Annotated in this window: 16 protein-coding genes; 11 read left to right on the top strand and 5 right to left on the bottom strand. The window is 46.0% G+C overall.

From position 1 onward, the window contains the following. Positions 1-38: 38 nt before the first annotated feature. Positions 39-347: a hypothetical protein gene (locus tag PJF56_RS11405; protein ID WP_283762795.1), complete on the bottom strand. Its 309-nt coding sequence runs from the start codon at positions 345-347 to the stop codon at positions 39-41. 202 nt (positions 348-549) lie between these two features. On the opposite strand from PJF56_RS11405, the gene PJF56_RS11400 reads away from it, so the two are divergent. The 5 genes from PJF56_RS11400 to PJF56_RS11380 all read left to right on the top strand — a co-directional run bounded on the left by PJF56_RS11400 (position 550) and on the right by PJF56_RS11380 (position 5796). Further along, entirely contained in the window at positions 550-1368 is an 819-nt protein-coding gene (locus tag PJF56_RS11400; RefSeq protein ID WP_283762794.1) for a tetratricopeptide repeat protein, read from the top strand. 22 nt (positions 1369-1390) lie between these two features. Then, positions 1391-2695, top strand: a complete 1305-nt coding sequence (locus PJF56_RS11395) for an SLC5/6 family protein (RefSeq protein WP_283762793.1) — start codon at positions 1391-1393, stop codon at positions 2693-2695. 183 nt (positions 2696-2878) lie between these two features. Beyond that, complete coding sequence (locus PJF56_RS11390) at positions 2879-3733, top strand: alpha/beta fold hydrolase (RefSeq protein WP_283762792.1); 855 nt, start codon at positions 2879-2881, stop codon at positions 3731-3733. Positions 3734-3787: 54 nt separating this feature from the next. After that, positions 3788-5131: an adenylosuccinate synthase gene (locus PJF56_RS11385; RefSeq protein ID WP_283762791.1), complete on the top strand. Its 1344-nt coding sequence runs from the start codon at positions 3788-3790 to the stop codon at positions 5129-5131. Positions 5132-5202: 71 nt separating this feature from the next. Then, positions 5203-5796: a 50S ribosomal protein L25/general stress protein Ctc gene (locus PJF56_RS11380; protein WP_283762790.1), complete on the top strand. Its 594-nt coding sequence runs from the start codon at positions 5203-5205 to the stop codon at positions 5794-5796. Between the two features lie 162 nt (positions 5797-5958). Here PJF56_RS11380 and PJF56_RS11375 read toward each other — a convergent pair whose 3' ends face one another. Beyond that, entirely contained in the window at positions 5959-6669 is a 711-nt protein-coding gene (locus tag PJF56_RS11375) for a Uma2 family endonuclease (protein ID WP_283762789.1), read from the bottom strand. A gap of 61 nt (positions 6670-6730) precedes the next feature. Then, a complete protein-coding gene (locus PJF56_RS11370; protein WP_283762788.1) occupies positions 6731-7510 on the bottom strand; it encodes a TIGR01548 family HAD-type hydrolase in 780 nt (259 codons plus the stop codon). 115 nt (positions 7511-7625) lie between these two features. On the opposite strand from PJF56_RS11370, the gene PJF56_RS11365 reads away from it, so the two are divergent. Beyond that, entirely contained in the window at positions 7626-7925 is a 300-nt protein-coding gene (locus PJF56_RS11365) for a 30S ribosomal protein PSRP-3 (protein WP_283762787.1), read from the top strand. Between the two features lie 130 nt (positions 7926-8055). Here PJF56_RS11365 and atpC read toward each other — a convergent pair whose 3' ends face one another. Beyond that, positions 8056-8475: an ATP synthase F1 subunit epsilon gene (atpC, locus tag PJF56_RS11360; protein ID WP_283762786.1), complete on the bottom strand. Its 420-nt coding sequence runs from the start codon at positions 8473-8475 to the stop codon at positions 8056-8058. Between the two features lie 109 nt (positions 8476-8584). Continuing rightward, positions 8585-10039 carry a F0F1 ATP synthase subunit beta gene (gene atpD, locus PJF56_RS11355; RefSeq protein ID WP_283762785.1) on the bottom strand — a complete coding sequence of 485 codons (1455 nt, stop codon included), beginning with the start codon at positions 10037-10039 and terminating at the stop codon, positions 8585-8587. A 334-nt stretch (positions 10040-10373) separates the two neighbouring features. Here atpD and groES point away from each other — a divergent pair, with 334 nt between their 5' ends. From groES to PJF56_RS11330, 5 genes are all read left to right on the top strand, one after another. After that, on the top strand, positions 10374-10685 hold the full coding sequence (gene groES, locus PJF56_RS11350; RefSeq protein WP_283762784.1) for a co-chaperone GroES: 312 nt from the start codon (positions 10374-10376) through the stop codon (positions 10683-10685). A 72-nt stretch (positions 10686-10757) separates the two neighbouring features. After that, entirely contained in the window at positions 10758-12389 is a 1632-nt protein-coding gene (gene groL / locus PJF56_RS11345) for a chaperonin GroEL (protein ID WP_283762783.1), read from the top strand. A 126-nt stretch (positions 12390-12515) separates the two neighbouring features. Beyond that, on the top strand, positions 12516-13862 hold the full coding sequence (locus PJF56_RS11340; protein WP_283762782.1) for a nucleoside recognition domain-containing protein: 1347 nt from the start codon (positions 12516-12518) through the stop codon (positions 13860-13862). 261 nt (positions 13863-14123) lie between these two features. Further along, a complete protein-coding gene (locus PJF56_RS11335; RefSeq protein WP_283762781.1) occupies positions 14124-15062 on the top strand; it encodes a D-hexose-6-phosphate mutarotase in 939 nt (312 codons plus the stop codon). A 424-nt stretch (positions 15063-15486) separates the two neighbouring features. Next, the coding region (locus PJF56_RS11330) for a calcium-binding protein (RefSeq protein WP_283762780.1) at positions 15487-18531 on the top strand (3045 nt) is incomplete at its 3' end.

The following is an 18531-nucleotide window of genomic DNA, read 5'->3' as shown; positions in this document are numbered from 1 at the left end:
GTCTGTCTTCCCCTAGACAAAGCTTTTTGAACTTTAACCTAATTTTGGGAGGGGTCAGACTCAATTAAGAATTTGTAACCTAAATATAAAGCTCCCCCCAAAACCGCTAAGGTAATTAGGGTCGTGACCAAACGCAGGAACAGATTGAGAAAACCAAAGCCAATCACCACCGCCACTCCAGCAACGACCAGTTTGCCCGTATTCGATAGGCCTTGATACCAATTTTGGACTTTTGTCAATAGCCCTTTAACCGACCCAGAACTAAAGGTGGTGTCATAGGAACGATTGAGTTGTTCTTCAAGTTCTCGCAAACGGCGAGTGGTATCGCGGGAGTTTTCAGAATCCATTGTTTCATCCTCTGCAAACGGCAACTCTATTAGGATAACGTTTCTTGTAGAAGGGCGAGGGGGAACGATGTATGCACTGTTGTATTGTTTTGCTAGAATACAACGGCCTTGCACGAGAAGGGCAATTTTAGGGAACTTCAGTCACTGTTGAAGAGATAGACAGGAACTGACATGATGACCGACGATCGAGGAGAAGAAACCCATGGAACACGCTATTGTGATTAATGCTGCAAATTTTGCCCCAGAAGTCTTAGAGCCATCTTATCAACAACCGGTATTACTGGATTTTTTTGCTACCTGGTGTGGCCCTTGTCAAATGATTAAGCCCATTTTAGAGAAGCTGGCAGTTGAATATGGGATTACGTTAGCGAAGGTGGATATCGATCAAAATCCAGAGTTAGCAAATCGCTACCATGTGGAAGGAGTTCCCGATATTCGCGTGGTTCATCAGGGAGAGATAATTCCTGGTTTTGTCGGAGCTTTACCGGAAGCAAAAATTCGGGAAATGCTATCTAAATTTAATCTACAATCTTCCTTAGAACGAGATTTAGACACGATTAAGGCATTAATTGCCGAAAAGGAGTATCCCCAAGTAAAATCTGTTTTAGATCGGTTGTTTGAAACCTATCCTCAAGACCCTAGAGTGGTCTTAGTTGCGGCTGAGTTTCTGACCCAATTGGGTCAATTTAAACAGGCAGAAAAAATGCTAATGACCGTGGGTAAGGACGATCCAAAATCCTTGGCTAGAGCGCAGGCAATGAAGGGGTTATTGTATTTTCATCGTCAAGTGAGTTTACCCGTGGAAACTCAATTAGATAGAGAATATGTTCGAGCTTGTCATCGGGTATTAGAGCAGGACTATCAAGGGGCGCTCGACCAGTTACTCCATTTTGTCGAGCAGCACCGCTCCTATCAGCAGGATGCGGGACGTAAGGCGATGTTAGCCTTGTTTGATTGTTTGGGTAATCATCATCCTTTGACTCAAGAATATCGGAAAAAGTTAGTTTCGGCTTTGTATTAGATGCTGTTAATGGGTATGGATTGTGAATTTATCTAGCGATCGCCATCTGGGCCTTTTTTCTCTGGCTGCTTTACTGATCTCAGCCCATTATGGGTTAGGTTTCGTCCTGGGAACGGCGGAAAAAGCGCTTTCTGTAGGAGCTGCGGGCAGTTTGTATCCCTTGTGTATTGCCCTGGGAACCTTAACCCTGTTAGCTTTGGCGAGGTTTTATTGGCAACAGGTGGATCAGATTTGGACAGTTTTGGGCGATCGCTACGGTTCTTTGGTGAAAACCTTGATTGCTCTGATGTCTTGGTTATCCTTAATTGGCATTGATGCCGTACAAATTATTGCCGGGGCGTTTATCCTCAAAGTTTTATCCTTGCCCATCTTACCCAGTATGGTGAGTTTAGCCCTTATTTTCCTATTGATTTCTTTACTCCCTGTTGAAAAAGCTGGGGTTGTTTTTAAGGCGCTGTTAATCTTCAATATTGGCTCGTTAATCTATGCCCTGCTCACCTTACAGGGATTACCAGAATATGCCTCCATTGCCGGCCAATTTTTACCCTCCTTAAATGACGTGGGTTGGGGAGAAGTGTTAGGAGTTTCCCTATCCACGGTGAGCTTAGTCATGATTGATATGAAATATCAACAGTATGTTGTCCAAGCCAAAGATATGCCAACCTTATATGCAGGAGGATTGTTAGCCGGGTTGGGGTTTATGGTGTTGGCGTTATTACCCACCGCTTTAGTCTTAGCAGCCCAAAGAAGCGATCTGTTACCAACCGATATCACGGGTAAAGAGGTGATTCCCTATATTTTAATGACTATAGGCGGCGGTCAAAATCAGCTTTTAGGATTTTTATTTATTCTTTCCTTAGTGGTTCCAGCGTTAGGAATTGGCAGTAGTATTATCCGCATTCAAACTAAAACCATTTTAGATTTGGGCTGGTTTCCCGTGTCTCCCCTGAGTCGATGGCTGATTGCCCTCGTTAATGCCAGTTTAGCGTTGATCATTGCCCTGAAGGGGGGCGAAATTGTGACGTTAATTGCTTCGTTTTATGCGGCGTATGTGGCAGCAATTTGGATTCCGTTTATTGCCTATTTGTTAACCCATTTTCAGGTTTATACTTTCGCAAAAATAGCTGTACAGTTAAGTTTGGTGATTGGGAGCTTGTCGGGGATGGTAATGTTGATTATTACCCTGTTCTTTCCCCAGATGGCGTTATGGAATAGTGCCGAGTTAACCATTTTAGTCATGGGCGCAGGATTTGCAATTTTAGGCTTATTCTTCGGGGAAGCGATCGCGCTTTTGGTTTCGGTTCCAGAGGTGGAAGAGGAGATTTAAGATCAAATTGTTTTCGTGAGAAATAGTGAGTAAGGTGGGCAGGGCGAGTAAGTTGTCGAAATGGCACAAACCCGCTTTCTTTGTTGGGTTGGGGGGCGATCGGCGCACAACTAGGATGGGATACCATTAACCTGATTGATATCTGGCGTACTATTATGACAATTGGCGACAGAAATAACTAATATGACTTTACTATTCAGGAATTCTCGAATTAAGCTTTCTTCTGGAATGCTGTTTTGGCGAGAAGTGGGTCGGGGAATGCCAATTATTTGTTTACATGGGTCTTGGGATGAGGGGGGACAATGGGTGGAGGTGATGGAGCGCTTAGGGACAGATTATCAATGTTTTGCTCCAGATTTATTGGGGTTTTCGGAGTCGGATCGGCCGAATGTTCATTATTCAGTGAATGTACAGGTAGAGTGTTTACTGGAATATTTCCAAGCTCTGAAGTTAGATTCGGTGTATCTGGTGGGTCATTCCTTGGGGGGATGGATTGCCACGCGCTATGCTTTATGCCATCCGGAACAGGTGAAGGGGTTGGTTTTATTGGCTCCGGAAGGGGTGGATGTGCCGGAGTTAAAAAACCGATGGAAACAAGCGTCTTGGTTGGTGGGGCCGAAATCGGTTTGGGTGCAGATGCTGAAAGTTTTGTTACCGGTGGCTCGATGGATGGGAAAGGCGAAACCCATAGAAGCGCTATTGGAGCGGCGATCGCATCTTCTCCGATTTTTCCCTGCCTGTCAGATGCTGTTTTTACGCAGAGCTAAGGAAATTCAAGCAGAATATGTGCAGGATGAATTGCCCAATCTGACGGTTCCCAGTTTACTGCTCTCTGGTCTATCGAGCCATAGCGATTATCCGGAAATTGACCAGCTTAACCAAGTGTATAGCCAACGAATGCCCAATGTGAAAGAGCAAACCTTACCTACAGGCGATCCCGATTGGCCTCGCAGCCATCCTGATGGGGTGGCACAGGCGATTCGCGAGTTTGTGCAGGCGATCGAAGTTCCAGAAAAGCGATCGGAAGACTTGACATAAAAAAATAAAATCGATAACAATAGTAGATTGTGCGATCGCTTGAGAGAAAGACCCTTGGCTAACGTTGTCGTAATAGGTGCCCAGTGGGGCGATGAAGGAAAAGGAAAAATCACCGATCTACTGAGTAAATCAGCAGATGTCGTTGTTCGCTATCAAGGCGGAGTCAATGCTGGACATACAGTTGTTGTCCAGGGTCAAACCTTTAAACTACACCTGATTCCCTCTGGTATCCTTTACCCCGATACAGCCTGCATCATTGGCGGAGGAACGGTCATCGACCCCAAGGTACTCATCGGAGAAATCGATCAACTCCACCAGCTCAACATCTCCACAGAGCAGTTAATGATTTCCGAAACGGCCCACGTGACGATGCCCTACCACCGGCTGATCGATCAAGCCTCGGAAGAGAAACGGGGAGAACACAAAATTGGAACCACGAAACGGGGAATTGGCCCCACCTACAGCGATAAATCGGAACGCACGGGTATTCGGATCATTGACCTGATGCAACCGGATATTCTCCGCAAGCAACTGCAATGGACGGTTGAATATAAAAACGCGATTATTGAAAAACTCTACGATTTACCGCCCCTCGACCCCAAAGAAGTCATTGAACAATACTTAGCATACGCGGAACGGTTGCGCCCCTATGTGGTCGATAGTTCCCTGAAAATCTATGAAGCGATTAAAAAACGTCACAATATCTTGTTTGAAGGGGCCCAAGGAACGCTGCTGGATTTAGACCATGGAACCTATCCCTATGTGACTTCCTCTAATCCCATTGCAGGGGGGGCCTGTGTGGGGGCAGGGGTCGGCCCGACAGTGATTGACCGGGTGATTGGCGTGGCCAAAGCCTATACAACCCGTGTGGGTGAGGGCCCCTTCCCCACGGAACTCAAAGACGAAATTGGTCAAGAGTTAGGGGCTGTGGGGGCCGAATTTGGTACAACAACCGGTCGCCCCCGGCGCTGTGGTTGGTTTGATTCGGTGATTGGTCGCTATGCGGTGCGGATTAATGGCCTGGATTGTTTGGCGATTACTAAACTGGATGTTCTCGATAATATCGATGAAATTAAGGTCTGTGTGGCCTATGAAATTGATGGCCAACGGTGCGAAAATTTCCCCACCAATGCCCGGATTTTTGCCAAGTGCAAACCGATTTATGAAACGGTTCCAGGGTGGAAACAATCTACGGCTGAGTGTCGTACCTTGGAGGATTTGCCAAAAGCTGCCTTAGATTATCTCAAATTTCTAGCAGAACTGATGGATGTGCCGATCGCCATTGTCTCTTTAGGAGCGAGTCGCGATTGTACCATCATCGTTGAAGACCCCATCCACGGGCCCAAACGGGCCTTACTTGATGCTAATGGTATTCCAGTGAAGACCAATGGCCACTAATTGCTTATTGGTCTAGACGGGGCCATGGCAACCATTCAACCTGAGTAAAAATAAACACTGAAACAGAGATTATGGAACTTACTATTGAGTGTCACGAAAGAGAAGCAGGAAGCAAAGCGAGAGCTTTACGCCGTTCTGGATTAATCCCGGCAAATTTATATGGCCATAAGGGCAATGAATCGATTTCTTTAACCATCGATGATAAAACGGCTCAACAGTTATTGAAAGATGCCGTAGTTAATAATACCCTGATCGATGTTAATATCCCAGAACTCTCTTGGAGCGGTAAAGCCTTGTTACGGGAAGTGCAGCGCCATCCATGGAAAGGGTTTCCCTATCATATGAGTTTCTTTTCTATTGCCTCTCAGAAGAGCGTGGAAGTTGCTGTGCGTTTAAACTTCGTGGGTGAGGCGATCGGGGTAAAACAATCCGGTGGTTTACTCGATTCTCCCATTAGTGAAGTACAGGTTCAATGCCCTCCCGATCGCATTCCGGAAGCTATTGAGGTGGATGTGAGCGATCTGCCCGTTGGGGGATCTTTAGCGGTCAAAGATCTGAATATCCCCGAAGGAGTCAAAATTATGGCTGAACCCAAGCAGTTGGTCGTAACCGTACTCGCTTCTAGGGTGACTCGGAAAATGGCGGAAGAAGAGGGTGAAGTTTAGGATTTATATCAAGTCCGAAAAAACAATCCTCATCAAAGAGCTAGGGAGCGAGACGCTCCCACTCCTTGATATTAAAGGTTTTAGGAGTGCGGGCATCTTGCCCGCTTTTTATGGCCATTGAGCGGAGCAGAAAGGACAAACATCTTGCTCCCTTGTTATCGCTCAGTTTGGGCTAACTTCCTGTATAAACTGTTGGTGTTCTGTGGACTGAATTCCCTCTTGCAAAATGGTCAAAACTTGGGCCATATTGCCTTGGATCATGGCTTCAAGATCTAATCGCAATCCAGGAAACCTGGGGGAGGAAATGACCCCCGCTTCATCGGGTGACAAGGCGACATAATCACCATTGTCTAAGGTAAACCAATCAATCCGGCGATCGCACACTTGCCAAACGATATATTCTTGTACACCACCACGCCGATACGCCCGTTTTTTATCCCCTAAATCGATCGCCGCACTACTCGCAGCAATTTCCACCACTAATTCCGGTGCGTCTTGTAAATATCCGTCTTCGCTCAACCGCACTTGTCCCCCACACTCCGGACGAATAAACAACACCCCATCCGGTTGCACTTCATTGTCAACATCTAAACGCACGGTTGGCTCAATGCCCATCTGGGTTTGCGGTGTAGCCACTTTGTATGTCCACAACCAACCCATCACATTACCATGGGGTTCGGCATGGGGGGTAAAGCGTAGGGGGGAAGCCATGTATACTACTCCTTCAATCAATTCCGCTTTTTTTAGGCCTGTCATGTTGATATAGCGACGCTCAAATTCTGGACGAGTGAGGCGATCGCCATTTTCCAGAGGCGGAACAGAAGGCAGGGTTATCTGGCGATCTTTGGAGGTGGTGGGTAATGCAGAAGTCATAGATTTGGAGCGTTATGGCTAGGCGATCGTCTTTCATTGTAGATCGATAGACCATGACTGTTTATCCCTCAATCAACGCTTGAATCTCAGCAACGGTTAAATTTTCCACATGCTTAAATACCTTCTGCGCTCCAGCACTTTGCAACCGTTCGCTATAGCTCTGGCTTCGTTCGGAGGTTTCTTGCACATGGGGCGGTAAAATACCGATCGCCACCCATAACCGCTCCGGTTGTTCTGCTCTTGCTCCTTCTACCGTCTTCATATCCGCCACCGTATCCCCCACATAAAACACCGGTAGCGCCGGATCGGGGTCTAACTTTTCAATCACCTGAAATAACCCCGTCGGATCGGGTTTCCCAGGAGCATCTTCCATCGCCACTAAAGCTAAATTCGACAATCCTAACCGATACTCTAGGGCATACTTGGCTTCCGCTCGCGTTGCTCCACTAAAAAAGCCCCATAAGATCCCCTCGTCAGTCAACCCTTGCAGATACTCAACGGTGACTAAGAGGGGTTCAGTCGTAATATAGCCATTGAAATTCTCCGTATCAGTCCCTTGATAGCGAGACTGGAAAAACGCCACCAGTGCCTGATAATCGAGTCCCACACTCTCACGCTCGCGCCCTTGACTTACCCAATAGCGATACACCAACTCTTGGGAGGCTTCCCAATCATTGTTCCAAACGCCCTCACTCTTCAGCTCATCCATATCCGATAACGTGGGGCGATATTGGTTATCTGTAAACTGCTCCACCGTATCGGCGATCGCCCGACGATAGGATTGACCCACATCCCGCAAAACCCCATCAATATCAAACACCACCAACCCTTGCCGCTTCATTACTCCATCCTTCCTAAAATTAGCCCTCTATTCCCCTCACCTCCACAGAACTGCTCAAAGTGCAATATAATGAATGATCGCATCTGTTGAACGGATCTATATGTTGGAGGTTTGATTGTCAAAATTTCAATTGAAAGTCCTCTGGTTAGAGGATAACGTTGCCATTGCAGTCGATCAAGTAGTCGGCAAAGGGAATAGCCCCCTAACCCGCTACTTTTTCTGGCCCCGTAATGACGCTTGGGAAGAACTCAAAACCGAACTCGAAGCCAAACACTGGATTGATGACCCAGATCGAGTTGGCCTCCTCAACCAAGCGACTGAAGTGATTAACTACTGGCAAGAAGAAGGGAAAAAACGACCTATGACAGAAGCTCAAGGCAAATTTCCCGAAGTGGTCTTTACCGGTAGCAGTTAATGGGTAATCGGTAATCGGTAATGGGATATCCCTATCCCCCCATCTCCCTATCTTCCCCACAAAACAAAGCCCTCCTCTAGTTTCGAGGAGGGTTTAGCGTACCCAGGGCAGAGGATATGGCGTATCCACTCTAAAGCTTGACCATACCACCGGCCGCTTGGAATTTTGCTCTAGCCCGCTTTAAGGCTTGGGTTGCCTGGAACTGTTCTTGACGGTCTTCAGAATTAACCTGTCTTAGGCGCTCTTCGGCTTTTTGATAAGCACTTTCCGCCTCTTCTCGATTAATATTTTTACCCAGTTCTCCCCCATTAACCAAGATGGTGACTTCATTAGCATCCACCTCGGCAAAACCTCCCATCAGAGCAATGGGCAACCATTCTTTTTGGGATTGGGGGCGCACTTGCATTACGCCAATATCGAGGGCAGACAAGAGGGGAGCGTGACCACTGAGAATTCCCAGTTGTCCCGTCGTACTCGGTAAAATCACCTCATCCGCCACATCATCCCAGACAGTTTTATTAGAAGCAATAACACGAACTTTTAAGGTCATGAGTTGATTGAAATTCTAGATTGAGAACTTAATTTTTGAAGTTTTGAGCCTTAATCTAGGCTGGGTTAAGCCAGGGTGCTACCCAACCTAGTTTTCTGAATGCTGAGGATTAACCCTTAGCAGCCAATTTTTCTCCTTTAGCAATGACCTGGCTAATATCGCCTACCATATAGAAGGCCTGCTCAGGCAGATGATCCAACTCTCCAGACAGAATCATCTTGAAGCCCTTGATCGTATCGTCAAGCTTCACATACTGACCTGGAGAACCCGTGAATACCTCAGCCACAAAGAACGGTTGAGACAAGAAACGCTCAATTTTACGGGCACGAGACACCATCAGACGGTCATCTTCAGACAACTCATCTAAGCCCAGAATCGCAATAATATCTTGCAGCTCTTTATACCGTTGAAGCGTAGACTGAACCGCACGAGCCGTTTGATAGTGGTCATCGCCCACAACGCTCGGTTGTAGCATCGTAGACGTAGAATCCAGGGGATCTACTGCCGGATAAATTCCTTTAGAAGCCAAACCACGAGACAATACCGTGGTGGCATCCAAGTGGGCAAATGTAGTAGCCGGAGCGGGGTCAGTCAAGTCATCCGCAGGCACATAAACCGCTTGAATCGAAGTAATCGAACCTTCACGAGTTGAAGTAATCCGCTCTTGCAGTTCTCCCATTTCCGTAGCCAAGGTGGGCTGATATCCTACAGCCGAAGGCATCCGACCGAGCAGTGCCGATACCTCAGAACCCGCTTGTACAAACCGGAAAATATTATCGATAAACAGCAGTACATCTTGCTTACTCACATCGCGGAAATATTCCGCCATCGTTAGAGCAGATAGACCTACGCGCATTCTCGCTCCAGGGGGTTCATTCATCTGACCGTAGACGAGGGCAATCTTAGACTTGGAAAGATCTTTGGTGTCGATTACGCCCGATTCAATCATTTCATTGTAAAGGTCGTTTCCTTCCCGAGTGCGTTCGCCCACGCCCCCGAACACGGAAACCCCACCGTGGTTGATGGCAATGTTGTTGATCAATTCCATCATGATCACCGTTTTGCCAACCCCGGCCCCACCAAACAGGCCAATCTTGCCTCCCCGACGATAGGGGGCTAACAAGTCTAATACTTTAATACCGGTTTCAAAGATAGAAGGTTTGGTTTCTAGTTCAGTGAATTTAGGTGCTTCCCGGTGAATGGGAGAGGTTTCTTCACTGCTAACCGGCCCTTTTTCATCCACTGGCTCACCCAGGACATTGAAGATCCGTCCTAGGGTAACATTTCCCACAGGCACGCTAATGGGCGCACCCAAGTCAACAATTTCCATGCCTCGTGTCAGTCCATCTGTACCGCTCATGGCTACAGCGCGGACTTGATTACCACCGAGGAGTTGTTGTACTTCGCAGGTGACAGAATATTCTTGTCCATCTGCGCTTTTTTTGATGACTCGGATTGCATTATAGATTTGGGGCAGTTTACCACTGGGAAATTCTGCATCAATAACCGGGCCAATGATTTGAACAATTTTACCGACGTTGGTTTTCTCTGATGTGGCTACCATATCTTCGCCTAATTGTGATTGCTGCTTAAGAATATGACTGGGGACAGTCGCTGGTAATTCTTAAAGGTTCTAAGTTTAAGAATGTCATCTTTCAGATTATCACGGGATGTTCACCCCACAATAGACTTGTTGGGGAATGAGTTATGAGTCATTGCTGCATCTCCCCATCTCCCTACCCCAGGGTACGGTAACCCGTACTTTTGAGCCTGTTGCAATGGTTGCTCGACTCAGATTACATTAGCACTCAGGAGTTGAGAGTGCTAACGACTAATACAGCCCCTCAGTTCCTCAAACCCTATGAACTTTTTACAGTCAAATCGGAGAAGATTTTCCTATGGCAGCAGTATCCCTGAGTGTTTCTACAGTTAAACCCCTTGGCGATCGCGTTTTTGTCAAAATTAGCGAAGCTGAAGAAAAAACCGCCGGTGGCATCATTCTGCCTGATAATGCCAAAGAGAAACCCCAAGTAGGAGAAATTGTCCAAGTTGGCCCGGGCAAACGCAATGATGACGGTTCCCGTCAAGAGCCAGAAGTGAAAATTGGCGATAAAGTTCTCTACTCTAAATATGCCGGAACCGACATCAAACTCGGTAATGAGGACTATGTTCTGTTGTCTGAAAAAGACATTCTTGCTGTAGTAAGCTAACCCGCTCACCGCTAACAACTCGCTTACATAAACCTATCCATTTCTATACACCAATCAAGGATTGAGAACACTATGGCAAAACGCATAATCTATAACGAAAACGCTCGTCGCGCCCTGGAAAAGGGAATGGACACCCTGGCTGAAGCAGTAGCGGTTACCCTGGGGCCCAAAGGCCGGAATGTGGTTCTAGAGAAAAAGTTTGGCGCTCCCCAAATCGTGAATGATGGGGTGACGATTGCCAAAGAAATCGAACTCGAAGACCATGTGGAAAATACGGGAGTTGCATTGATCCGTCAAGCGGCTTCTAAAACTAATGATGCTGCCGGTGATGGAACCACCACGGCGACGGTATTGGCCCATGCGATGGTGAAAGCCGGTCTGCGTAACGTGGCTGCTGGTGCTAACCCCATTTCTCTGAAGCGTGGTATTGATAAAGCGATCGGTTTCTTGGTCGATAAGATTGCCGGTCAGGCCCGTCAAATCGAAGATTCTAAGGCGATCGCCCAAGTTGGCTCTATCTCCGCCGGTAATGACGAAGAAGTGGGCCAAATGATTGCCGAAGCCATGGATAAAGTCGGTAAAGAAGGGGTCATTTCCTTGGAAGAAGGAAAATCCATGACCACCGAACTGGAAATTACCGAAGGGATGCGCTTTGATAAAGGCTATATCTCCCCCTACTTCGCCACCGATACAGAGCGGATGGAAGCGGTTCTCGATGAGCCTTATATCCTGATTACCGATAGGAAAATCACCCTGGTGCAAGACCTTGTACCGGTTCTAGAGCAAGTGGCTCGCTCTGGCAAACCCCTGTTAATCATTGCTGAAGACATCGAGAAAGAAGCTCTGGCAACCCTGGTCGTGAACCGTCTGCGCGGTGTGCTGAATGTAGCTGCGGTTAAAGCACCTGGTTTTGGCGATCGCCGTAAAGCCATGCTCGAAGATATCGCTGTTCTCACTGGCGGTCAAGTGATCACTGAAGATGCCGGTCTAAAAATTGATACAGCAAAACTAGAGCAACTCGGTCAAGCACGTCGCATTACTCTCACCAAAGACAACACCACCATTGTTGCTGAAGGCAACGAAAAAGAAGTTAAAGCCCGTTGCGAACAAATCCGCCGTCAAATGGATGAAACTGACTCCTCCTACGACAAGGAAAAACTGCAAGAGCGGTTAGCCAAACTCGCCGGTGGTGTGGCAGTCATCAAAGTGGGTGCAGCAACCGAAACCGAAATGAAAGACCGCAAACTCCGCCTCGAAGATGCCATCAACGCCACCAAAGCTGCCGTTGAAGAAGGTATCGTTCCGGGTGGGGGGACAACCCTGGCTCATCTGGCTCCTACCTTGGCAGAATGGGCAAATGCTAACTTGGTGAACGAAGAACTTACCGGCGCGTTAATCGTCGGCAATGCTCTAGTTGCTCCCCTGATGCGGATTGCTGAAAATGCCGGTCAAAACGGTGCAGTCATCGCTGAACGGGTCAAAGAGAAAGACTTCAACGTAGGCTACAATGCTGCGGATAACACCTTTGCCGATATGTTTGAAGCCGGTATTGTTGACCCTGCGAAGGTCACTCGCTCGGCTCTGCAAAACGCCGCCTCGATCGCCGGTATGGTATTGACCACCGAATGTATTGTAGTTGACAAGCCCGAACCCAAGGACAATGCTCCTGCGGGTGCAGGTATGGGTGGTGACTTCGATTACTAATCTCCTCTCTCCTGCATTGAATCGCTTTTAGTCTTCATCCCCCGGTTGCTCTAACAACCGGGTTTTTTGTAGTATTTTTAATCGATTGATGCATCAGTCCTGTTTATATCATCTAATCTCCTGAAAATGTCTCAAACCGATCGCCCATCGGGAAAACCCAGCGCCATTAATATTGTCTTTGTCGGTTTCATTGCTGTCGCCATTCTCTTTGCCGGTTATACCGGCACAATGGAACAGGTGACTCAAGCCAGTTTTGAATCCGCCAAAACCGCCGTTAATCTGGCGATCGATTTAATTGGCGTGATGGCACTTTGGCTTGGTTTAGTGCGAGTCCTGGAAGCTGGAGGACTCATGTACACTCTGGCGAATCTCCTGAAACCCTTGATGGTTAAGCTGTTTCCTGATGTACCCCCTACCCATCCAGCAATGGGGGCAATGATCCTCAATATTTCTGCGAATATGCTGGGATTGGGAAATGCGGCGACTCCCTTTGGCATTAAGGCTATGGTTGAACTCGATAAGCTCAATCCCCTCAAGGGGACTGCCACCAACGCCATGTGCTTGTTTCTGGCAATTAATACCTCCAGCGTTGTGTTGTTTCCCTTGGGAGTCATCGGTGTCAGAGCAGCAGCGAATAGTAATAATCCGGCGGCTATTTTCCTGCCTACCTTATTGGCAACCCTTTGTTCTACGGTTGTTGGAGTTTCGGTTGCCTCTGGGTTGGGGAGAAGAGAGTCTAGCTTGCAGGAGGTTGAGTCTGTCAACGAGCCATCCCCAGAGGACTTGGAGATCGACAGCAGCGATAATCAAGTGGAAGAATCCGATTATTCTCACCTTCTCTATCCCACCAGTAGGGTTTCTCAAATGATTGCTGGGTTATTTGCGATCGCGTTTGGTGGCACTCTCGTCTATGGTGTAATTCGCAGCGAAAATCTAGGGGATTTCTTTAACCCAGATTTCCTGTCCCATTGGCTAATGCCGATCTTGATATTCCTGATTATTACCTACGGAGTCGGGCGAGGCGTAAAAGTTTATGAAGCCGTCACTGAAGGAGCCAAGCAAGGTTTTGAGATTGCGATTCGGATTATTCCCTTTTTAGTTGCCATTCTAGTGGCGATCGGGATGTTTCGCGCTTCTGGGGCGATGGAAATCGTCACGAATGTACTCAGTCCCATAACGAATTTAATCGGAATGCCTGCGCAAGTCTTACCGATGGCACTCCTGCGCCCCCTTTCGGGTGGTGGGTCTTTTGGCATCATGAGCGAGATCATTGAGCGATCGCCGGATTCCTATAGCGCCTTTGTTGCGTCTACCATGATGGGAAGTACGGACACCACGTTTTATGTTCTGGCCGTATATTTTGGGGCAGTTGGCATTACCCGCATTCGCCATGCTCTAGTAGCCGGACTTCTTGCGGATGCTACGGGAATTCTAGCGGCTTGCATCTTTTCCAGTTTATTTTGGGTGGGTTAACATTGTCAGGCCTGTATTTCCGCAAGCGGACATGAAAGCGTCGCTAGAGCCAACAGTTCTCAACCGATCCCCATTATGTCGGCGATAGCCGACATGAAAATTGTTAATTGTTAATTGTTATAGGTAATTTCTAAACGTTTGGCTAAAAACAATCCTAAGCTATTCGGTTTTAGAGTTCTACATTGATAATAAAATTTCTCAAATAAAGTAGAAATGGTATTATTGAAGTCCTAACCGAGTTTAACAGCAGGGCCGGCTAATATGATTCATCAACTCAACGATCGCCATGCCATTGAGAGCCAACTCAAGTTTATTGATGGTACAACCGAGTTCAGACCGGAGCAGATTGTATCGCTTCCTGAAAAAGTCGCCGACTTTCCCATTATCCAAATTGAGAATAACTTCGCGAAAGCCGCCATTTCCCTTTATGGGGGTCATATCCTCTCCTTTCAACCCGTCACCGAATCCGAAGATCTCCTATTTCTGAGCGAAAACACCATCATCCAATCTGGAAAAGCCATTCGCGGTGGCATTCCCGTCTGCTGGCCCTGGTTTGGCCCCCATCCCGAACACTCCGATCTTCCCAGTCATGGATTTGTACGAAATCGGTTTTGGTCAGTCTTATCCACCGCAACCACTCCAAAAGGGGAAACCCAGATCCAACTCAGATTAACCGACACCCCAGAGACCCGCAAACTTTGGCCCCATGCTTGGGAATTAGTCCTTGATATTATCGTCGGTGATACGCTAACAGTAGGTTTAATTACGCGCAACCGAGGCAATGAACCCTTCACAATTACCCAAGCCTTACATACCTATTTTCAGGTGGGTAGTATTGATGGGGTGAGAATTTTAGGTTTAGATAGAACAGAATACATTGATAAAGTAGACAGTGGAGCGCAAAAATTTCAAGCTGGAGGAGTAGAGATAACCTCAGAAGTCGATCGCATTTACACCAACGTTCCTCCTCAATTGATCATTGATGATTCCACCTGGAAACGCCAGATTCAGGTACTTTCTAAAGGGAGTAGCAGCGCCGTGGTTTGGAATCCTTGGTCTGAGAAAGCTGCAAAATTTCCAGATTTAAGCGATGATGACTATCTTAAGTTTGTTTGTGTCGAAACCACCAACGCAGGGCCCGATCGGATTCAAGTTTTTCCTGGAAGTGAGCATCGATTAGAATCAAAAATTAGGAATTGAGACAATATACAGCAGTTTTCTTTCTCTATGCCCTACATCTCGATCGCCTCAACCCTGCTAAAAAAGCAGGGGGTTTTCATTCTCAAAAATTATACCACAACAACTGACAATCTTATCTGTACCCTCATATTCTGGAATGGAGTGGGAAAAAATCTAATCTAAATAGGGAGAATCAACACTTCTGGAATACACTACAGTCGCTATTTTCCTACTGAGTGTATTTTAAAGATTTTTATTCGGCACATTTATGCAGAAAAACCGGGAGTTTTATGAAGGGTTTAAAAAGCCTTTAAATATAGAGTGCTTCTTAATGATAACACTTCTGGATTTATTGATAAAAAATCAGTATTGTTACGGTTTATTTGTTTTTTATTTGGAGGTATGGTAATAAAATCTTTATAAAACATAATTTTTTAGTAAAAATATGGCAACTTATACAGGCGCTAACTTTGATGAAGTCACGACCTCTCTAAAAGAATTTTCTAATCAATTAAGCAGCGTATTAAACCCAGATGCATTGTCAAGTTTATCGGCAGACATTCCCCTGATTCAAATCGATAAGTTAACCGAAAGTATCAATAATGATTTCATCAATCCTTTCAATAATGCCTTGAATCAAGTGTCATCAACGGTGAATAATGTAAATGATTTCATCGCAAAAATTAACAGCGATTTGGCGGGACTGGGCAACGTAACCCTTCTCGACGAAAAAACTGACTCTGTAAGTTTCAAGATTAATCTCGATCAAAACATTGATATTGCATCTCCTTTGTCTTTTGATTCAATACTTCCAGGATTGGGAATAAAAATTGATGGCGGTGAAGATGCAGTTCAGGGCAGTTTAGATCTCAATCTAGACTTTGGTGTTGAACTGTTTAACGATAGAGAAGTCCAGCTCAAATTTGATGGCATAGACGATCTTCAACTGGGTGGTGAAATTAAGCTCAATGATGAACTGAGTTTGGGGGCTGATATTGGTTTTTTATCCTTTGATGCTACAAATAATGGCACTCAATTTAATGCCGATCTGGATATTGACTTAGATAAAAATGGGGATGGAAAACTAGAACTCTCTAATAATGACACCTCAGCCAAGTTAGATGGTGGATTAGATGTCAACCTAGGTTTGAAAACCCAGGTGTTTGGTTCTGGTATGCAACTGCCCTCTATCGAGAGTAATTTTGTCGTAGACTGGGATTTAGGAGACGCAAAACCGGACAAGGTTGCCTTTGAAAATACCCAGCTAGATGCGGGTAAATTTTTGTCGGATTTCATCAATCCGGTTCTACAACCCGTGAATCAGTTGCTCGATCCCATCAAGCCCGTAATAGATGCACTACAAAAAGAAGTTTCACTGCTCACTACATTATCAAACAATCTTGGTGGTGTTTTGGATGTTAATGGCGATCAAAAAGTGAACTTGATGGATCTTCTACAAGCTGATTTGCCCTTCTTAAAAGGGGATTTAGATCCGGATTTTATTGATAATGTAACGACTCTTGTCAATCTGATAGATAAAGTACCGTCGGGATCGGAAATCGAAAATCTAACGATCGATATTGGATCGTATGAACTTCAAGATTTTATTTCAGATAATCGTGAATTTACGATTGACACTCAAGCGATTAATCCAGGAGTCGAAGTTAGAGGATTCCAAGACCAGATATCATCCCAGAATAAAGTATCTACATTTTTTTCCTCCCTAGATGACATTGGCTTTGAAATTCCTGTACTAGATAATCCCACTACCTTATTTAACCTTTTTCTGGGAGAACAGGGTAAAGATATTGATTTTGTAAAATACACATCTCCTACCCTGAGTGGTGGATTTGAAATTACTAAGGAAATTCCTATAGTTTGGCCGCTATCAGTTTTTTTGAAAGGGACGGCAAGTTTTGATGGACAAATCTCTTTAGGATTTGATAGTTATGGCATCAAAAAACTTTTTTCAGAATATGATTCATTGGAGAATGCTCCCGACGTTAGCAAAAGTCTTCTAGAAGGATTTTATATTGATGATGCTAATGATATACCAATATTCCAGGCAAATTTAGGTGTTGAAGCCACGGGTGGAGTAGACGTAGAAGTTGAGGTTGCTGGTTTTGAGATTGCTGGAGTTGAGATAAAAGCTGGTGGCGGTATTGATGGCAAAATAGCAGTTGATGTAGACGATCGAGATGGAGATGAAAAAGTTCGTTACTCTGAAATTTGGCCCCTTAAATTATTTGGTGAAATCACCGCGAGTTTGCGGGCTAATGCTGAAGCAAGTGCCTTTGGTTTTAGCAAAGAATGGAGCTGGGAGAGTCCTAAAGTAACGATTTTTAGTTTTGAGTCTGGTGGTAATTCAGCCCCTGACTTATCCGAGATTATCTATCCTTTAGGTAGTACATTAACCATTAATCCTCAACAAGGGGAGTATCGGTACTTCAAACTCGAAGAAAATTTGGTCAGAGTTGGTTCTTCTGGTCTAACTAAAGAGTACAATCTCAATCAATTTACTGAGGTTGAGGTTCTCAAGATTGATGATGATATAGTGATTGAGTCAGCCGAAATCTTAATTCCCTTAAAAGTTACTACTGGCAATGGAAGCGATGGAGTGCAAGGTGGTCTAGGAAATGACTCAATTGAAACCGGTTCAGGGGCAGATGTCATTGAAAGTAGGGCTGGTGATGATACGATTCGTGCTGGCGATGGTGATGACTTAGTTTATGCTGGCATTGGTAATGACAGTGTTGATGCTGGATCTGGCGGTGATATTGTTGAAGGTGGTGCTGGAGACGATCGCATCGATGGTGGAGAGGGTAGTGATAATCTCAGGGGAGACGAGGGTAACGACACTATCAATGGTGGAGCGGGTGAAGATTTTGTTGAGGGTGGCAAGGGTAATGACTCTCTCCTAGGTGGAGAAGATAATGACTTATTATTGGGTGATGCAGGTGAAGACACGCTCTCTGGTGGAAATGGGGATGATCTCCTGTTTGGGGGTGCAGACGGCGATCGCCTAACCGGAGATGCAGGAGATGATAGCATTACTGGAGATGAGGGTGATGACTTCATCGAAGGTAACGAAGGCCAAGACCAGATTAACGGCAATGTAGGGAACGATACTATTTTAGGCGGTGCAGACGGCGATCGCCTCTTGGGAGAGCGCGGTGATGACTCCATCCAAGGCAACACAGGGGATGACATTATCTCTGGTGGAGACGACAACGACACCATTACCGGAAATGAAGACAACGATCTCCTCTTTGGTGATGCTGGTGACGACTCTATTGAAGGAAACCAGGGTGATGATAACATCAAAGGCGATATCGGTAATGACCGCATCTCCGGCAACGAAGGCAATGACCTGATCTTAGGCAACGAAGGAGATGACATCCTCTCTGGTGGTGCAAATAACGACACCATCCTAGGCGGTACAGACAACGATGCGATCGCTGGAGATAGTGGAAACGACCGTATCCAAGGG

The organism is Roseofilum halophilum BLCC-M91, assembly GCF_030068445.1.
Taxonomy (GTDB): Bacteria; Cyanobacteriota; Cyanobacteriia; order Cyanobacteriales; family Desertifilaceae; genus Roseofilum; species Roseofilum halophilum.
This window is presented reverse-complemented; position numbering and strand designations above follow the sequence as displayed.